Below are 18,805 nucleotides of genomic sequence, written 5' to 3' on the forward strand. Positions count from 1 at the left end.
GGATTTAATGTCTAATCATAAACAAAATGTGAAGTTAAACGAATTAGAAATGACAGCAGCAACTATCTTGGGGTTATTAAATGACCAGGATGATGTTGTGGCGGTAAGATATTTAGTGGGAAATTTTCTCACCTTTATGCCGGTAAAAAATTTTGAGGGGAATGTTCCTCGCTTTGAGAATTTGGAAAAATCATTATCACAGGTTGAAAATCGCTTTACGCGCTTTGATGATTTATCATTTTCGCAACGCTCCAAGCAATTTCGTGACCTCATAGTCAACCGATTCTCTCAAAAATATCTTGCTACTTCGGAGGCACAAAGAGTGCTTTCAGAAATGTCACTTTCTGAGCCTGCCACAGAGGTTGTGTACGCTTTATTTAACAGTAAGGACAACCTTGAATCGTTTATTCAAGCACCAGAAGCATTTATAAATGCAAAAGAAGATGAAGTACACAAGCGGGTATCAGCTGAGGAACGAGCCGCTCTTATGGCAATTGCAAACGACGAGAAACTTCTATGGCAAGAATTTGATCAAGCCTCGCTAGGTGATGCTGACGGTGATGGCGACACTTACATTCTCATTGGAAGCGAACCATCTGTTGGTGTTCCATCTCAAGAAGCGATGATATGGCTGCATAAAAACCTATCATCATTTTTTGCAGAGTATGGTTATCTGCCCGGTTATGGTAGTTATGTAACCGAGGCTTACCTGCGCACCCATGTCGTTTTAGGGCCTGGGGTATCAGAACAGGAAAAAGACTTCCTTGTAAGAAATGGAATTAATGTTTATGACCGTCGAAATTCTAAATTGATTGGTTCTTTAGGTTAGTTTTTACAAGTTAAGGCTCTAAATTCAAGAGGTAATAATGAGCGAACAAGCCAACAAGGGTGTGCAAGTCCATGATATTACAGATGGTCAGGGGGTTGCGGTTGGTGATGGCGCAACGGCCGTTCACATAGACGCGATGGGCAATGTGGGGGATGTGATTACAGTTGCCAAAATGAACCTGATCAACCACGGGACAGCCGAACGGGTTGCCAGTACCCGGCAAATTGCGGAACCGCCAGACAGTTATATCGCACGACCCGAAGCAGAAGCGGAGTTGGCAGCCTTATTAACTGCGGAACATGAAGGGTTTCATGTTGTTCATTTGTATGGATTGCCCGGCGTCGGAAAATCCTGGTTGGCGCGCAGGGTGGCCAAAAGCCTGGAGGAGCATTTTGGCGATGGGACGCTGTGGGCCAATTTAGAGCATACCAAGTTTCGTACGGCCGTAAAACATTTCATAGAGCCGTATGATCAGACAATCAACCACAACAGCCTGCGCAGCAACAGTGAATATGTGGCAGCCATGACGGAAGCCTTTGCCGGTCGGCGCATTTTAATCGTCCTGGATCAGCTAGATGACAGCCGAGATGGGTTAACAGAGTGGCTCCCGTCAACCTGCCCAAACTGTGTTGTCCTTCTGGTTTCTCAGCAACCCCCATCGGGCATGAATGAAAATGAAAAAAGCTATCAACTTTCTGGCATGACGGAGGCTGAAGCGTTGCAGCTATTTGACCAACTGCTCAAGCAGACAGACGGGTCTAAGGCGTATGATGACGCTTCCTTAAAAGCGTTGGCCGAAAAGCTGGATTACATTCCTGCGGCAATCAATACGGTTGTGAGGGATATAAAAATCAAGTTGACAACCCCTGAGGATTATCTGGAGATATTGGCTTCCAATGATGATGTGGGAGCGATTTTTCACCCACATTTACCAGGATTGGAAACGGTTTACGATAACTTGCCTGAAAATGCCAAAACATTGTTTCCCTTTCTTGGCATCCTCAAAAACTCATTGTGGACCGCTGATGATTTATACACGATTTCGCGCAAAGGCAGCCGTGTCATTGAAACGGGACTGGCTCAACTTGAGCGGGCTGGGTTAATAGAAAAAGGGGAGAACCGGGAATGGCAGGGTGAACGGCCGTTCACCCGCTACCGAACCCCATCAACCATTAGCAACTTCGCCTTTGAAAAATTGCTAGAAATTGGTGGGGAACATCTCATTGCCGCCACAACGGTTTTGCAAGCATCCGATACGATGCAAAAAGCCGAGATGGTTTTGCGCTATGTGCGGCAAGCCATCTTGAAGGAATGCTGGCGAGATGAGAACAATCGCAACCTGCTCATACAAAGTATTGACAAACAGTTTGCGAATAAAGGCGCTGCGGTTACTGGGCAGAACGGCCGTTCAGCAGAAGAATCAACCAGCATGTTTGCTATCCCCCGTGACCCACTGCTAGACTTTTTCGAGAACGTGGTGTTGAGCAATGATGCCCATACCGAAAAATGGCTAAGCACCCTCCGCGCCACGGATTTCCCCATGCTGCGCAACCAGCTTGAAGAGGTGTTTAACTGGGCCTTGGAAAAAGAAGATTGGCCGCTGCTGCGCCAATTTGCCAATAACATCAATGTCAACACAGAGTGGCTGATTGACACAAAGTTGCTAGGAGAAAAAGAAGAGCGTGATTGGGTGAAATTTAACTTCCTTTTTCCGCTTCTAAAAAGGCTGGAAGTGAAAAACTTTGAATTAGTTGATGTCATATTGAAAGCACCCAACATCAAAAAATCTTCCTGGGAAAATTGCCAATTCATCGCCACAAAATGGCTAGGAGCGTATATCTTTTCATCCACATTTACCGATATTGATATGGTAGGCATAGAAATGCCAGGGGGTGTTATCGCTAACTCAAAGTTCATTGATGTCGATGCCCGGTATGGGGATTTCCGAGGCACAATTTTCCAAAAGTGTATATTCAAAAATGTTAACTTCCGCGGGGCGCGTTTTGATAAGGCGAAGTTTGTGGATTGTTACTTTAGCCGAGTCGATTTCCGCTTAACTCGCCTTGAGGAAGCGTTTGCTAGAAATTCTTATAAGAAATAGTGTGTCACAATTCAGGAGGTAAAAATGAGTAAAATTTTTGAACATGGTTACGCAGTTGTGATTGGTGTCGATGAAAATAATATTTCTCGGCTGGCCCTGCCAACGGTGGCCAAAGATGTGCAGGCGGTGCATGATGTGTTGGTACACCCTGAGCGGTGCGCCTACAAACCAGACAATGTGAAGCTGCTCAAGGGTGCAGAGTCCACCAAAACAGAGATTTTGGACGCGCTGTATTGGTTGCAGGATAAGGTGAAGGAAGATGCGGAGGCAACGGCCGTACTCTACTACTCCGGTCACGGTATGGTAGACAAAGCAACGGATCAATATTATCTCATTCCCTATAACATTCGCTCCATGAGCCGCGTGCGCGCCGATGCCATCAAAGCCGAAGAACTCACGGCCGAAATCAGCACCATCAAAGCCAAACGAATGCTGGCAATTTTAGATTGCTGCCACGCAGCTGGCATGGATGTGAAAGACATTGAGCTAGACGCCCCAGAAGTTGATGCTGCGCCGTTCCCACTCGATTTGCCGGAAACCAAAGACATTCCCGACCTGGACATAGAACCCGGCGGCAAAGCCGTCAGCGACTTGCTGGATGGACAGGGCCGCGCCGTTCTCAACTCTTCAACCGGGGCACAATCCTCATACATCCGTACCGATGGCAAGATGAGCTTGTTCACTTACCATCTCATTGAGGCACTCACAGGACATGCACCCCACGCCGAGGATGCCGCCGTTGTGTATGTCACCGATGTGATGAGCTGGGTGACGCACAAAGTCAAGCAGTCGGCCAAAGAGCAAAACCGCGACCAAACCCCCGTCATGCGCACCTCTGGCGTCTTCCCGGTGGCGCAGCTCATTGGTGGCCAGGGTGTCGCCAAAGGCCTGGGCGGCACACCCCCCGACCCATTGGCAGAGTTGCCGCCCGCAGGCACAACCTTTAACCAACAAAACCAAACAGTGCATGGGGCACAGGTCAACGTGGGCGGCGATGCCCACATTGGACAGATTGGCAACAACATCGACACAGGTGGCGGCGATTACGTGGAAGGGGATATGGTTAAGAAGGAAGGTGGTGTTCACATAGACGGAGGTTTTAATATGAGTGGCGGTAATTTTATTGGCGGCGATGGAAAAATAGTCCAGGGTGATGAAATTCATGGTGACAAAATAGGAGGCGATAAAGTGGCAGGTGACAAAGTAGAAGGTGACCAAATTTCTGTGGGAAACATTACCGGAGCAACCGGCGTAGCAATTGGGCGTGGGGCGCAGGCACATGTGCAACAGGGGGTTAGTGGTGGCGAGTTAGCCGAGTTTTTCCAGAAGGTGCATCAGCACATTCAGCAACGCCCGGAAGACCCAGATGTGGATAAGTCAGAAATTGAAGCAGAAGTTCAGAAGATTGAAGCTGAGACGACCCAGAATGAGGAGCCAAACGAAAACAAGCTAGAGCGATGGCTGAAGAATTTGGCGAGTATGGCTCCCGACATTGTGGATGTGATGGCTGCTTCTTTGGGAGGACCCGTTGCGGGCGCAACGGCCGTCTTGCGCAAAGTCATTAACAAAGTGAAACAAAGCCAATCAACTGGTTAATGATATTACAGGACTTACGCAATCGTTCTAGCCGGGAGTGACTAAACACAAAGGCATGGTATAAAAGGCACATGAACCAATGTCCTCACTGTCACCGAACAACTCATCAAGTCAAAAATGGCAAAACTGTGGCTGGTAGCCAGGTTTTCAAATGCAAAGCCTGCAATCGTAAATATGTGCCCCAGCCTCAGCCAAACGGTCATCCAATTACCATCCGCCAACAAGCCATTCGCTTGGTCCTGGATGGCAATAGCCAACGTCAGGCCGCCAGACACCTGGGGGTTGCGCCGCAGTCGGTTGCCAATTGGCTCAAAGCCTACGCTGATAAGTTGCCACCGACCTTGCCCGGCCCTGATGGGCCAGTGGAAGTGGCTGAACAGGACGAACTGTTCACGTTCATCGGTGAGAAAAAAACGAAATCTACATCATGACCATTGTAGACCGGTACACTCGATGTTTTCTAGGGATTGAGCCTGTTTTGCAACGTACGCAGGCAGTGGCGCAAAAACTGGTTGATGAGGCACCTGCCGGACAATATTACAGCGACAAATTTCCCCTGTACGACAGCTTGGTCTATCGTCGAGGCTATCATTTATCGCTAAGTGATAAGAGCGAAACGTACTCAGTCGAAGGCGGTAATGCAGAGTTACGACATTATCTCACTCGATTGGTGCGTAAGAGTCGTTGCTTCTCACGCAGCTTAGCTTGGCTAAATCGTCATGTGAAAGCGTTTGCTCATGCCTGGAACCAGCGGCAATTGCACAATCGGGCTCGGCCGTTTGACAAGAAGCATCTGATTGAGTTCGTATGCCTACAGAATTAGTCACTCTCTTCTAGCCAATCTCTGACCGAGCTGGACAAATGGCATAACAAGACACCGACTACAGCTCGAAAATTGCTTAAGTTCCATTGTTATTGTGGATGGACTCTAAAAGCCCCTAAAAAATTTTAGACGCTTACTCTGAAAGGATTCAATAATGCCTTTTGAACATGGTTACGCGGTGGTGATTGGTGTCGATGAAAATAATATTTCTCGGCTGGCCCTGCCAACGGTGGCCAAAGATGTGCAGGCGGTGCATGATGTGTTGGTACACCCTGAGCGGTGCGCCTACAAACCAGACAATGTGAAGCTGCTCAAGGGTGCAGAGTCCACCAAAACAGAGATTTTGGACGCGCTGTATTGGTTGCAGGATAAGGTGAAGGAAGATGCGGAGGCAACGGCCGTACTCTACTACTCCGGTCACGGTATGGTAGACAAAGCAACGGATCAATATTATCTCATTCCCTATAACATTCGCTCCATGAGCCGCGTGCGCGCCGATGCCATCAAAGCCGAAGAACTCACGGCCGAAATCAGCACCATCAAAGCCAAACGAATGCTGGCAATTTTAGATTGCTGCCACGCAGCTGGCATGGATGTGAAAGACATTGAGCTAGACGCCCCAGAAGTTGATGCTGCGCCGTTCCCACTCGATTTGCCGGAAACCAAAGACATTCCCGACCTGGACATAGAACCCGGCGGCAAAGCCGTCAGCGACTTGCTGGATGGACAGGGCCGCGCCGTTCTCAACTCTTCAACCGGGGCACAATCCTCATACATCCGTACCGATGGCAAGATGAGCTTGTTCACTTACCATCTCATTGAGGCACTCACAGGACATGCACCCCACGCCGAGGATGCCGCCGTTGTGTATGTCACCGATGTGATGAGCTGGGTGACGCACAAAGTCAAGCAGTCGGCCAAAGAGCAAAACCGCGACCAAACCCCCGTCATGCGCACCTCTGGCGTCTTCCCGGTGGCGCAGCTCATTGGTGGCCAGGGTGTCGCCAAAGGCCTGGGCGGCACACCCCCCGACCCATTGGCAGAGTTGCCGCCCGCAGGCACAACCTTTAACCAACAAAACCAAACAGTGCATGGGGCACAGGTCAACGTGGGCGGCGATGCCCACATTGGACAGATTGGCAACAACATCGACACAGGTGGCGGCGATTACGTCAGCGGAGACAAAGTAGAAGGCGATTATATTTCTGTAGGCAACATCAGTGGCGCGTCTGGTATCGCTATTGGCCGTGGGGCCTCGGCGGCAATGAATCAAAAAGGAAGAGTGGCTTTTATTCAAAAACGCAGGTTTGAAGCTGCTCTTCCAAAATTAGTTTGTTGTGGTTGCACTACTGAACTACTTACAATGATTCCGCGTGTTTACGATCTTGGCTTAGAGGCCTTTTTGCCGATTGAAACAGAAGCTGGCGATATCATAAACAAAGAAGATGTTTCATCAAGAGATGTCGAGATAAAATTTCCCACTGCTAAAGACCCTGTGCTTGTATTCATAAAAGTCGAGACTTCCAAACTTGATTTTGAAGTAGAGAACCCTATTAAAGTCGTTAAGGTGTATCCAGACCTAGAAGGGGATTACGAAACATTTTTTTTAACTGCTTTGCGTGTAGTGCCAACAGCGAGAATAGCCGTACGACTTTTCAAGGATGAAGCATTTACTGAATCTATAGGTACACTTCGCTTTAGCCTACCCATTGAACCCGAAGATACTGGAATCGGTGAGCGTTTACTGCAAGTTCGCCAGCAAGAAAAATTGTTTAGATTGGCACAGATGCCAATTACCTACGTTGCGGGTAATAATGTAGGTGGTGATATGATTAATGCCACAATTACAGATTCTACAAGCATTGCTCTTGGGCGCGATGCAAGTGCAACAGTCAATCTAGGTATCAGTGGCTCAGAGTTGGCACAATTGTTCCAGACTGTGTATCAGAAAATTCAGCAACGCCCAGACGACCCAAATGTGGACAAAGAAGAGATTGCTGCAGAGGTTCAAAAGATTCAAGAAGAGGCGACTGAGGAAGAAACACCGAATGAAACAAAGCTGGAACGGTGGATGAAAAACTTAGCAGATATGGCTCCCGACATTGTGGACGCGATGGCAGCTTCACTTGGAGGGCCTGTTGCAGGAGCTACGGCCGTTTTGAAAAAGATAATTGATCGGGTTAAGCAAGCAAAAGAGGGTGGTTAAGCTCATATTCACTTTAACTTTCAGAGGAAATGATGACTCAAAATAGTGCATTGGATAATTTGCGGTATCGCGTTGACGAATCGGCGCACTTTGTGGATAGCGTGGATGCAGAGATTAAGTCCCTTTATCCACTCACCAACACCTTGCAGCAACACCCAAACCCCGAAAAGTATGCCAAGCTGGTTGAAGCCATCGAAGAAATCGTGAGGACGTGGCAGGTAGTGAATGCCGCCTTTAAGCAAGTCTTTTTGCTCTTTAATCCCAAGGGTGACCTCCATGACGCCTTGCCCAGCCTGCTCGACATTGATGCAAAGCAGCTTGAGGCGATTGTGCGAGAAGGGCGCGGCCACTGTCACCACATTGGCGAAATTTATTGGCACGACCTCAAAGGCTGGGGAGAGACAGTGCTTTCGGCTGAGGAGCAGCAAACGCTCGATCGGGTCTTTGGCCGTCTAAGTAATGCAGACAACGATGTTTTTCGGTCAATGGAAGCATTGGCAGTCGAAACAGGCAACGTTGCCAACGATATTTTGGCGTTAGTAATGGCGGATCAACTGGACGAGGCGCGTCAAATTGCCAAAGGCTTGTATCTATTGGTCAATCCCCTACGCCAACAAATCACCGAATCGCTTTCTGAATTGAAGCGTTTTCAAAAGCAATTCGACGAAATCGCGCCAGAGGAAGAAGGTCAATTACCGCAAATTGTTGTTGGCGAGGGCGGTGTTTATGTAGAAGGTGATTATGTAGGCGGCGATCAGATTTCGGTGGGCGACATTGTTGATTCACAAGGAGTTGCCATTGGTAGCGATGCCGTTGCTGACGTGAGCGTGGAACCTGATCAGGTTGTCATCAGCGAAAGTGATATGGTGATGCCAGATTTTGTTGAACCCCCGCAAATGGTTGAGGTTATGCCACTAGAGGAGATGACGGCCGTTGAGCCACCCCAACCCATGGAAGCAATGGCCAGTGACGAGGGGGCCAAAGGAATTGAGCTGCCAGCACCGGAACCGATGCCGGAGGAAACTGTCTGGCAAACGCGTCGGGTCGATTTGGCCATGCCCTCAACGGCCACAGTGAATGAAACGACCGAACTGCGCGCCTTGATTGCCTTGCTCAACTCGGCTGGTTTACGGAAACATTTGCCTGATTATACGGAAGGTGGTGTATTGATTACCGATGAGGATGTGCGGGATGATGCTCAGGTTGATTTGCAATTTCCGGCAGATAATCGGCCGTTAATTATCTACATGCGCCCCGAACCCAACGACGATGATTTTGAGGTCATCACTAAGCCACGCCGCATTGTGCTTTTTCCAGACCGCGATAGCAACCAGCTTACCTTTCTGCTCAGGCCGCTGCGGGCGCTGGGCCTGGCCTATGTGCCTGTTGAACTGTATGCAGATGCAGAATGCATGGAGCCATTGGGCAGCGCGGGTACGGCGTCTATTCAGGTGGTTACGGCCGTACCCACCGCCACCCGGACGGCCGTAGCCCAGCCAGAGAGCGCACAGCCAATCACCTACGTGATCAATGGCGGCACGGTGACTTTTGGTGATGTTACCACCGTGGGCAACATCACGGGCAGCAGCGGCATTGCCATTGGCACCCAGGCCACGGTGACGATCACCCAACTGTTTGAGCCGCTGCAGGCGGCGGCGACCAGCCTGCCCACGGCCGAAACCCGCGCCAACGTTGAGCAACAGATCGATTTGTTGCAGCGAGAAATAGAAAAAGGGGAGTCGGCCGATGACGAAAAGATGGCTGACTTGATTGATGCGATTGCGGAGACTGCGCCAACGGCAGTTGAGGGCATCGTTAATCTGTTTACCAATGCCATTATCGCCAAAGCGGCAGGAGCGGCAACCAACTACGTACTCAAACGACTGCGTAAATGAGCCGTTTTTCGGGACACGGATGCAACGGATTTAATCCGCGTTCATCCGCGCTAGTCTGCGTCCTATTTGTGAAAGGAGAAAAATTATGACAGCACCCGTTAGTTTTCATACGGCCGAACAATCCGTCTTTCAATCAGCCTTTTTGGAAGTGCTGGCCGCAGAGGCTGCCGAGCAAGACGATTTGGAGAAGTCGGTCTTCGACGCAGCAGGGTTGGGGCTAAAGGCGGAGGACGACACGATGCAAACCCTGGCCAACGTGCTAGACCCCCACGCCAAAGGAGGCGGCGATCTGTTTAGCACCATGGGGATTTGCGTCCAACATACGTTGGATTTGGCAAAAGCCAAGGCATTGGGTCAGGATGATGAAATTGAGCGGCTCAACAACATCCTGACGGCCAGCATGTGCGACGTGATAAACTGGGCAAAGATTTCCAGCGTTGCCGCAGGCTATTACAAGCTGAGTGGCAACAAGCCCGTCTATCGTGAGCCCACCCGCATGGATGATTTTGTCTACCCCCTGCCAGAGGGCAAGGACGAGACGCTCACCATCGGCCTGATTGCCGACTGGGGCTCTGGCGAGCGCGTGGCGCAGCTCGTTTTTGAGGAGATGTGCCTGCACAGGCCTGAACTTGTCATCCATTTAGGGGATGTCTATTACTCTGGCACGGCCAAAGAGCAGCAGGAAAACTTCACCAACATCGTCAACCGCATCCGCGAAGATTACCCATGTGCGCTTTACAATTTGCCTGGCAACCATGATTATTATGCAGGTGGTGCGGCTTTTTACGACGAGTTGGCTCGCCTGAACCAGCCGCCAGCCGCGCCAGCGGGCACGCCGCAGCAAGAAGCCAGCTTCTTCTGCTTGCAAAACGACCATTGGCAAATTCACGGGTTAGACACTGGCTACCATGATCATGACTACTTCAAACACGCGGTTGATAATGCGCGGCTGGTGCTTCAAGATATTGGGGCGGATCATGAAACGCATCTAACGGATGAAGAGCTGGCCTGGCATCTGGACAAGCTGGAACATCGAGGCAGTCGGCGGGTGATTTTTCTCTCGCATCATCAACTTTTTTCTGCATATCTCAAGGTGGGGAAGGATTACATTAACCAACATTTACAAGAACAGTTTGCCGACGCGCTGGAAAACAGAGCGATTGACGCTTGGTTTTGGGGGCACGAGCATGTTTTGCAACTGTATGCGGATCAGTTGGGGTTGGCAAAGGGACGATGCGTTGGGCATGGGGCATTTCCCATTCTGGCGCAGGAAAACCCGTACGAAGCTGAAAAAAATACGCAGGTAACACTGTACAACGGGGAAATTAAGGCTGGTCAACGGATTGAGCTGGTAGCGGATGAGCGGTCTGGGGTGTATGAACATGGGTACGTGATTTTGAAGCTCAGACCACCACACCAAAAATCCAAAGCAATTTATTACACGGTGCCAGGGGATGGCAGCCATGCTGCAAGCACCGAAATTTTCCGCGAAACATTATGAGAAGGACAAGGTAAAATGGCGACAAACAGTGCAAAATATCTCTCCACGCTGCACAAGCAGATTGACCAATATTTTAGTTTTAGTGAGGTGCGTACGCTTTGCTTTAACCTGGGGGTGGATTACGAAAACATTCCCGGCGACCATCGCTCGGCGTTTATTCGTAATTTGATTGTGTCGCTGGCAAAGCAAGGTCGGCTGCAAAAACTGATTGACGAAGTGCGAGCCGAGCGCGCCTTTGTTAATTGGCAGGATGTTCCTTCCGATTTTGAACTCCCGGCCTCGGTCTCGCAAGAGGATATTCGGCAGGTTGTTAATTACACCGTTTACGGCGATGTTGTTCATGGTGATAAAGTGACCGGAGACAGAATCATGGGAGACAAAATTACCGTAGGCAACATTGAAAATGCGGAGGGGATTGCGATTGGTCGCGACGCTGCGGCCAATGTGAATAAAAGAGCGGCCCCCGTGGAACGGCCGTCCACCATCCAACCAACTCCCATAACCAGCAACCTAACTGTGAAGGAAGCAGTCGATCGTGTAAACCGTTACTTGCAATTGGCCTCAGATGGACAAAAAGATGCTGTGGCAGAATTTACCAACAGCATGAACCTCATCCTCAATTTGGCTGCAAAGCAACCAGTAGATAGGCTGCATTTGAAGTTGCTTTGTTTGGGGCAGCAGCAGTTGGCTCAAGAACTTGGCAGTGACGTGCCAGGGATTGATCAAGTTGTGGCGCAGTTTGTAACGGCCGTTCAAAATCAATAACCCTATTTCCCCGGAAACTTCAGCACAGGGGGGTCACAGACCACAGTTTCCGGGGAAATTAGCCGAACCGTTTCAGTCCGTTTTTCATAGCAAGGAAGCGGTAACCATGTCAGAAACCAATCCGCAAACCAGTGGCGACCAATATAAGATTGGCGAGATAAAGGATTCTGAGGCTATAGCAATCGGGCCTGGTGCTTCAGCACATTACCACCAGGGTCTCACTTTTGAAGAAGTAGCAGCCCTTGTCGTTGAGCTGAAAAATCAAGACCAGCCAACGGTGTGGAACGGCCGTATTCCTTATTTAGGTTTGGCCGCATACCAAGAGGCCGATGCCCAATACTTTTTTGGTCGGGAAGGGCTGGTGCAAGAGCTGCTCCAGCGCGTACAGGAGGCCAACTTTATCACCATCGCCGGGCCATCCGGCAGCGGAAAATCATCGCTTGCCAGAGCAGGACTGTTCTACACCTTGCGTCAGGGCATTGCAATTGAAAGGAGCGACCGCTGGCTTTTAGCCACAATGCAGCCCAAAGGCGTCCCATTTGGACAGTTGGCAAAGGCGATGGAAAAAGCGACAAAGTCTATAGCCGTTGGCGATGCTCTCCAGCCCGAAGACAATGCTTACCCAACGGCCGAAATGTTACTGCGTCATGTTGAGATGTATTTGGAAGGGGATGACGGCCGTTGTGTTTTGCTAGTAGACCAGTTTGAGGAGCTATTCACTCAAACCAAAGATCCCGAACAGCGTCAAGCCTTCATCAATTTGATCACTCAGGCTTCTCAAGAACCAGAAAGCCGATTCACTGTCATAATCTCATTACGCGATGACTTTATTTCCCACTGTGCAAGGCATGAGAAACTGCGGGAACTTTTGAGCCAGCAGCTCCAGCTAGTGGGGGCGATGACCTCGCCTCATCTGTCTAAGGCGATTACCCTACCCGCTTTGAAAGTGGGTGCAGATATTGATGACTATCTAGTTTCTCGAATCATTAGTGATATGAAAGGCTCTCCTGATGCCTTGCCCCTGATGAGCTTTGCACTCCGTGACTTGTTTGAGGTAGAAAAAACCAAACCGGGCAAACCGATGGATTTGACTTTGCCTGAATATTTGCAGCGCGGTGGCTTAGAAAAAGCATTGGAAGAACATGCTAACAAAGTGTTTGAAAACTTCACTGAAGAGCAACAAGAAATAGCAAAAAACATCTTTTCCAAGCTAATTGAAGTAGGGCAGGGCCGCGTTGATACCCGCCGCACCGCCACCTTTGCTGAACTGGTACCTGCTAATAGTAATGCTGAAGTCGTCAAAGCCGTACTTAGCCAATTGGCTAACAGCCGATTAGTAACAACTAGCGGTATGAGTATCGAAGATGGAGAAGATATGGTTCTGAATGAATCAGGAGTCACCGTTGCAATCACACATGAAAAAATTCTTGATGCTTGGCCTTGGTTACGAAAGTTGATTGATGAGAATCGAGATGCCATTAAAATTGAAAATGAAATTGCTCAAGCAGCATCTCAATGGGCGAAGCTAAATAGAGATTCGGGAGCTCTTTTTCGAGGAGCTAGACTTCAACAAGCTCTCGAATGGTTTGAAAAAAGCGAAAAGCGTTTGAGTATGTTATCGGCACGCTTTCTCGGTGCAAGTCGTGAATTAGCTGAGATGGAGATCCGCGAGAAAGAGAAACAACGCCGTCGTGAGCTTGACCATCAGCGAGCATTAGCAAAGGAACAACAGAAACGCGCTGAAGAAGCTGAAATTGCAGCCATAAAGCTAAAACAACGAAGAAATATCGCTTTTGGGATTGGATTTGTTGCACTTATCGCTGCAATTGTAGCTAGCCTTTTTGGAGTTTCTGCTTCAAATAGTGAAGCAAAGGCTGTTGCCGAGGCAACAAAATCTTATAATGCTGAAAGCACGGCGGTTGGGGCTGCCGCAACCGCTGAGTTTGCTCAAGGTGAGGCAGAAGTCGAGCGCAATCTTGCGATTGAGCAAGGAAAAATTTCATTAGCTTTGTCATTGTCTGCTCAAGTTCCACGTCTCGCAAATGATCAAATTGATCAAGACGATGAGTTAGCTACGCTTTTAGCTATAGAGGCACAAAGGTTAAATAGTGAAACTGGAAACACAATTGATAAGGTTGTCGATAATGCGTTACGCTCGCTATTTATTCAAGATTACTATGCCAGTATTCTTATTGGAAATGATTCACCCATGAAATTAGCTACTTTTTCATCTGATGGGCAATCGATAGCTTTCCTCGACAGTGAAAATTCTTTATGGTTTTGGGATATTTCAGCACCTAATTTCTCTCCGGTTAATCTAAAAGGAGCTACAAGTGACGAAAACATTCTAGCTTTTTCGACTGAGAAAAATCTCTTGGCTTCTGGAGGTCGGTCAGGTGTAGTGAAGTTGTGGGATCTTAATAATCTAGCTAGTGAACCGAAAATTATTGAAGGGCATGATGGCGGAGTAACATCCTTGGCTTTTGATTCTGATGGAGTAAACCTGGCTGTAGGGACACGCACAGGCTGGATATCGATTTGGAGAATTTTGGACTCTCCCAATATTACCTTCTCTTTGAGAAGTTCATATCAAGCTCATCAAGGAGAGATAGGAACTTCAAGCTCTGTTACTACGCTTACATTTACAGATGATGGTCGATTCTTTGTTTCAGGAAGCATGGATGGTACAGTAAAATTATGGGAAGTTGCAGATTCTGAGCCAATCCCTATTGTTTTTCAGCTACCAGAAAACGAATGGGTTTTGGATGCTGTTTTTTCACCAGATGAAGAAAAAGTTATTGTGGCTTCCCAAGATGAACTTATAGTGTCGCCACTTGAATTAGAAAATCAGCCAGGCACTGTATGGATGTGGGATATTTCAAATAATAATGAGATTCCCGAAATTCTTTTTCAGAACGAGTGGGCGGTAAAATCATTACGCTTCTCTCCTGACGGCCAGACTATCGCTTTGGGAGGTCTGGATGGTGTTGTTAATCTACTGAGCTTTTCTAATCCTGTTGATGAACCAATAACGCTTTTAGGCCATGGAAGTACCGTAAATTCCATAACGTTTGTACCTGAGCAAAATAAAATATTGACTTCGAGTTCAGATAATACGGTTCGAGTTTGGAACGTATCTAAATTTCACACTTCGTTTAGAGTGCTTGAAGCTCACCAAGGAGTGGTATTTTCTGTTGACTTTTCACCAAATGGTAACAGCATTATTACCGCAAGTTCCCAGTTTAAAAGGATGTCAGGTGTAAATTCTGGGAATGTAAGAATATGGCAAATGACAAATCTTGATGCGAATCCAGTGCTAATGAGCAATCATCAAGGTCCAGTATTTAGCGCTTCATATATTACTAATGAGAAAATTGCTTCAACGAGCATGATTGATCCAATTTGGTTGTGGGAGAGATCGTCTCCAGAAGTGGCACCCTCAAGAATTGTTGGGTTTTCCGAAGAATTTCCTAGCCTAAATGAATCAATTCATATCTTGGCGGTTTCCCCTGATGGAACAATGATTGCTTCAGATAGCTCTGAAAACGAAGTTTTGATTTGGGATGCCCTGGATCCCGGTAGTGCGCCGAGTTATTTAGAAAATCCTTTAGGCAATACTTCTTCTTTGGCTTTTTCTCCTGGTAGCAACTATCTTGCAGCAGGTACCGTGGACGGTTCTATTCTTATTTGGGATGTCAATGAATCAGCTAATAAGCACGATCGCTTTGATGGAGAAAACGGTGCTATTCTTTCTGTATCATTTTCACCAAATGACGACTATCTTGCAGCAGGTACGGAAACAGGCAAGATCTTGCTTTGGTCACTTTCTGAGCCTGACTCTATTTCCTATCCGTACGTCCTCGAAGGTCATCAAGGTTCCATTAGATCGGTGTATTTCTCGTCTGATGGAAAATTATTAGCTTCAGGTAGCGACGATCGCACGATAAGGCTTTGGCAAATCGAAGATTTACCAAGTATTCCATTACCAATAATATTGGATGGACATGAAGGGGCTGTGATGTCCGTAACGTTTTCCCCTGATAACAAGTTCCTAGCTTCAGGTAGCGATGATGGCACATCTAGATTGTGGAATATCTCAATAGGTGTTTTGGCAGAAACTGGGTGTGAAATTGTTTTTCGAAATTTAACATGGGAAGAATGGCAGGAGTATTTTCCTACTGGGGAAATTTACAATCAAACATGTCCTAATTTGCCTATTCATTCATCCGTTCCAATCGAAAATCGACCCTAAAACAAGAGTTTGTCCAAAAGGAGAGGAGCTAGACTCTTGCCTAAGAACTGGGTGCAGGCAGATATATTGAGTTTTGTGAGTGAGCTCTCAGCAGCAAAATGAGCTGAGAGAGTTTGGTAGCCCAGTGAATGTTTTGAGGCAAGGTTTCCGGCAAGAATCACTTGTAGTGCTTGATCCAGACACCGTTCGCGTAGCCGTTGGGAGTGTGCGGCCGTTCCCCACGCCACCACCTCCCCATCATCCCGCAAACTGTTTTATGTTGTCCGCTAACGACCCATGACCCGCGCTAAGGTGTCGCAGGCGGGGCAGCCGCCGTTTTGGCGGATCATGGCATAGCCTGCCTGCGGGTCATCGCCCCAGTGGGTAAAGTCCACATTAAAGACGATGATTAGCCGCACTTTGCCCGTGTTGGCCGCCACACCTACCGCCTCGGCCAGCCAGCCCGCATGTTGGTCCACCGTCGTGCCTGCCGCCCAGCCAAACCGCTCCGGTACGCCCCCATAATCTTCCCCAGATAAGTAGCCCAATTCAGTAAAACAAACCGGTTTGCCTAGCTGCGCATACACGTTCAGTGTGGGCAGCAAATACCAACTGTAATGGGCACTGCCCGTGGGGTGCCCGGACACGGTGGAGGGGGAACTGGCTCCGGCATTGTAATGTGCCCCGATGCAGTCGGCGTAGTTGCCGCCGCCCGCGGCCAGCACCCCGGCCATGTAGCGGTTATCGGCCCAGGCGTTGGTGTTGTTGTCAAAGCCGGTGGGCGCGGGCGCACCGCTAATCACCATCACGTTGGGGTTGGCAGCTTTAATGGCATTGTAGGCGGGCGCCAGCATGTTGTTGACGTAGCTGGCGGGGTCAATCTGCCCGGCAGGCCATTCAAAATCAATGTTCATCTCGTTCCACACTTCGATGGCGTCTGGCCCCAATGCGGCCACGCCCGCCAGAAATTCGACATAGGCACCAAAGTTAATACTCTCCGGGTAGGTGTTGGCGCCGGGAATGCTTAACAGCACTTTGAAGCCGAGGGCGTGGGCATCGTTGATCCGCCCGGCTAAATCGTTGGGATTGTCGCTTTCGCCCCATTTGTGCTGGAATTTCACCCAGGTCATGCCGGAGGCTGCCATGAGGTGGGGTGCGCTAAAGGAGTGGGTTTGCCCGCCCAATTCAAAGCCGCCGACTGCCACGGGTGGGGCAGAAACGGGCGGCGGTGGGCCAGAAGGCGGCGCGGGCGCAGGTGTTTCTCCGGCGACGGGGTCGTCGGCGGGGGCGGGTGTGGGGGCAGGTGCCTCCGCGATGGTGGCGGCTGGGGCTTCTACGACGATGTCGGACAAATCTTCCAGCGCATCGACTTCAACGGCGGCATCCAATTCAACCAACGAGGCGGCGACCCAGCCGGTTTGCGCCCCGTCACTGTTTTCAAAGGGAATGTAGAACCAGTAGCCAAATTCATCTCGCCCCAAGAGTTCAATTTCACTGTCGCGCAGGAGGATACCAGGGAATTTAGCGTACCCTTCGCCAGGGCCGGTGCGTACGAAAGCATTGACCTTTAGAATGCCGGTGGCGATAGTGGCAGCGTCGTCACCCTCAGCAACTTCTTCTGACGTCTCGGCCGCGGCGACGGTAATGGGCAGGGTGCCTAAAGCAAAGGTTTCCTCGCCAGAGACAAAATCGGCCTGGACTGTGAAGTCGCTCGGTTCAGCGGCCCCGGCCCAACTGAAGGTTGTGGTGCTGCCGCTTTCAGTGGCGATGACGTTTTCCGCGTCATCCAACACGGTCCAGATAATGGCTGGCTCGGTGACCTGAGCAGCATCAGACAGGTTAACCGGGGTGGTGAAGGCGACGCCTTGGAGATTGTAGGGTACGGCCGTTTCCATCCTCATCATCACAGCAGTCGAGGGTACTAACCAAACTGTCTCCTCACCCACCGTGTACCGGTACGCAGAAGCCGCTTCATCCCACTCAATCGCCGAAACAGCCCCTGAAAGCGCCACCTCAACGGCCGTTTCCGGCGTGACCAGTTCCGCATCCCCCACAACTTCCAGCGCACCAAAGTGGGCCACCAACGCGTCGGGAGACAGTGCCGTCCACGCCTCGCCAGACTGGACCACTGGCCCAGTGGGAATGAGCGCCACCAGCTTGCGCCGATCAATGTTGTCCGTAGCCCAGGTGAGAATTTGCTCGACAGCCCCATCCTCACCGTACGCGTGCGGATCGAGTGGAAGCTGAAGGTAAACCGTGTCTGCGTTTTCGCCCAAGGCAATCGACTGTTCATCCAGGCCGCTGGCGTCTTGCGGCACAGACAAGGTGAGGTCACCTGCGTCATCGCGCCAAACTTCACCGATTGTGGGTGCATCTGGCGCGTCGGCCTGCACCAGGGCAACGGCCTGGTACAAGGTTTGGTCGGCGGTGTGGCGCTGCCCGGTGGCAGCATCAAACGTGGAGGGGATAAAGACCCAGCGCGTGCCGTCCCAGCCGTACAAATCGAGCAGATTTGCCTCGGCATCAGCGGGAACGTCCACAGCGATCTCTTCTCCCTCAATGGCCTGCACGTCACCCACCAAATTGAGGCCATCTGGCAGCGGGGCAACGTCAGCTTCCGGGTTTTCTTCTACCTCGGTAGCTTCTGTGGGGGGAACGGCCGTTTCGCTGACGGTTGCTGTTGCCGCCACCGGTTGATCATCAGCCTGCTCCTCCTGGCAACCAACAATCAGCAACAACGTGACCATAAAAGCCATCAACAAGAAAAATTTACGCTTTTGGCCATTTAATTTCGCTGGAACCGTCAGTTTACTTCCCATGATCCGCCACCTCCGAGGATTGTTTTCGGACACATTTTT

Annotated in this window: 11 protein-coding genes and 1 pseudogene; 11 read left to right on the forward strand and 1 reads right to left on the reverse strand. The window is 49.7% G+C overall.

Annotated features, from left to right (window positions below):
* The first annotated feature begins 7 nt into the window (after nucleotides 1-7).
* The 11 genes and pseudogenes from ACOQPU_RS16230 to ACOQPU_RS16280 all read left to right on the forward strand — a co-directional run bounded on the left by ACOQPU_RS16230 (nucleotide 8) and on the right by ACOQPU_RS16280 (nucleotide 15,968).
* Nucleotides 8-829, forward strand: coding sequence for a hypothetical protein (locus tag ACOQPU_RS16230; protein ID WP_420640879.1), 822 nt, complete (start codon nucleotides 8-10; stop codon nucleotides 827-829).
* A gap of 37 nt (nucleotides 830-866) precedes the next feature.
* Nucleotides 867-2,930 carry a pentapeptide repeat-containing protein gene (locus tag ACOQPU_RS16235; RefSeq protein WP_420640880.1) on the forward strand — a complete coding sequence of 688 codons (2,064 nt, stop codon included), beginning with the start codon at nucleotides 867-869 and terminating at the stop codon, nucleotides 2,928-2,930.
* Nucleotides 2,931-2,954: 24 nt separating this feature from the next.
* Nucleotides 2,955-4,526: a caspase family protein gene (locus ACOQPU_RS16240; protein ID WP_420640881.1), complete on the forward strand. Its 1,572-nt coding sequence runs from the start codon at nucleotides 2,955-2,957 to the stop codon at nucleotides 4,524-4,526.
* Between the two features lie 71 nt (nucleotides 4,527-4,597).
* Nucleotides 4,598-4,687: pseudogene (locus ACOQPU_RS16245) on the forward strand (transposase-like zinc-binding domain-containing protein); the annotation flags it as partial.
* Between the two features lie 15 nt (nucleotides 4,688-4,702).
* Entirely contained in the window at nucleotides 4,703-4,957 is a 255-nt protein-coding gene (locus ACOQPU_RS16250; RefSeq protein WP_420645850.1) for a helix-turn-helix domain-containing protein, read from the forward strand.
* A complete protein-coding gene (locus ACOQPU_RS16255) occupies nucleotides 4,954-5,349 on the forward strand; it encodes an IS1 family transposase (RefSeq protein WP_420640882.1) in 396 nt (131 codons plus the stop codon). Before ACOQPU_RS16250 ends, ACOQPU_RS16255 begins: the two co-directional genes overlap by 4 nt.
* Nucleotides 5,350-5,503: 154 nt before the next feature.
* Nucleotides 5,504-7,555 carry a caspase family protein gene (locus ACOQPU_RS16260; protein ID WP_420640883.1) on the forward strand — a complete coding sequence of 684 codons (2,052 nt, stop codon included), beginning with the start codon at nucleotides 5,504-5,506 and terminating at the stop codon, nucleotides 7,553-7,555.
* 29 nt (nucleotides 7,556-7,584) lie between these two features.
* On the forward strand, nucleotides 7,585-9,450 hold the full coding sequence (locus tag ACOQPU_RS16265; protein WP_420640884.1) for a hypothetical protein: 1,866 nt from the start codon (nucleotides 7,585-7,587) through the stop codon (nucleotides 9,448-9,450).
* An 85-nt stretch (nucleotides 9,451-9,535) separates the two neighbouring features.
* Entirely contained in the window at nucleotides 9,536-10,951 is a 1,416-nt protein-coding gene (locus ACOQPU_RS16270) for a metallophosphoesterase family protein (protein WP_420640885.1), read from the forward strand.
* 15 nt (nucleotides 10,952-10,966) lie between these two features.
* Nucleotides 10,967-11,716 (forward strand): hypothetical protein, encoded by a 750-nt coding sequence (locus ACOQPU_RS16275; protein WP_420640886.1) that lies wholly within the window; start codon nucleotides 10,967-10,969, stop codon nucleotides 11,714-11,716.
* Nucleotides 11,717-11,822: 106 nt separating this feature from the next.
* Complete coding sequence (locus tag ACOQPU_RS16280; protein WP_420640887.1) at nucleotides 11,823-15,968, forward strand: hypothetical protein; 4,146 nt, start codon at nucleotides 11,823-11,825, stop codon at nucleotides 15,966-15,968.
* 266 nt (nucleotides 15,969-16,234) lie between these two features.
* Here the strand turns inward: ACOQPU_RS16280 and ACOQPU_RS16285 are convergent, their stop codons facing one another.
* Nucleotides 16,235-18,766 carry a hypothetical protein gene (locus ACOQPU_RS16285; RefSeq protein ID WP_420640888.1) on the reverse strand — a complete coding sequence of 844 codons (2,532 nt, stop codon included), beginning with the start codon at nucleotides 18,764-18,766 and terminating at the stop codon, nucleotides 16,235-16,237.
* Nucleotides 18,767-18,805 lie beyond the last annotated feature (39 nt).

It is taken from the genome of Candidatus Leptofilum sp., assembly GCF_965223285.1.
In the GTDB taxonomy this organism is placed as follows: domain Bacteria; phylum Chloroflexota; class Anaerolineae; order Promineifilales; family Promineifilaceae; genus Leptofilum.

Coding starts and splice junctions, on each gene's coding strand:
- ACOQPU_RS16230 (WP_420640879.1), top strand. CDS start 8: ATGTCTAATCATAAACAAAATGTGAAGTTAAACGAATTAGAAATGACA.
- ACOQPU_RS16235 (WP_420640880.1), top strand. CDS start 867: ATGAGCGAACAAGCCAACAAGGGTGTGCAAGTCCATGATATTACAGAT.
- ACOQPU_RS16240 (WP_420640881.1), top strand. CDS start 2,955: ATGAGTAAAATTTTTGAACATGGTTACGCAGTTGTGATTGGTGTCGAT.
- ACOQPU_RS16255 (WP_420640882.1), top strand. CDS start 4,954: ATGACCATTGTAGACCGGTACACTCGATGTTTTCTAGGGATTGAGCCT.
- ACOQPU_RS16260 (WP_420640883.1), top strand. CDS start 5,504: ATGCCTTTTGAACATGGTTACGCGGTGGTGATTGGTGTCGATGAAAAT.
- ACOQPU_RS16265 (WP_420640884.1), top strand. CDS start 7,585: ATGATGACTCAAAATAGTGCATTGGATAATTTGCGGTATCGCGTTGAC.
- ACOQPU_RS16270 (WP_420640885.1), top strand. CDS start 9,536: ATGACAGCACCCGTTAGTTTTCATACGGCCGAACAATCCGTCTTTCAA.
- ACOQPU_RS16275 (WP_420640886.1), top strand. CDS start 10,967: ATGGCGACAAACAGTGCAAAATATCTCTCCACGCTGCACAAGCAGATT.
- ACOQPU_RS16280 (WP_420640887.1), top strand. CDS start 11,823: ATGTCAGAAACCAATCCGCAAACCAGTGGCGACCAATATAAGATTGGC.
- ACOQPU_RS16285 (WP_420640888.1), bottom strand. CDS start 18,766: ATGGGAAGTAAACTGACGGTTCCAGCGAAATTAAATGGCCAAAAGCGT.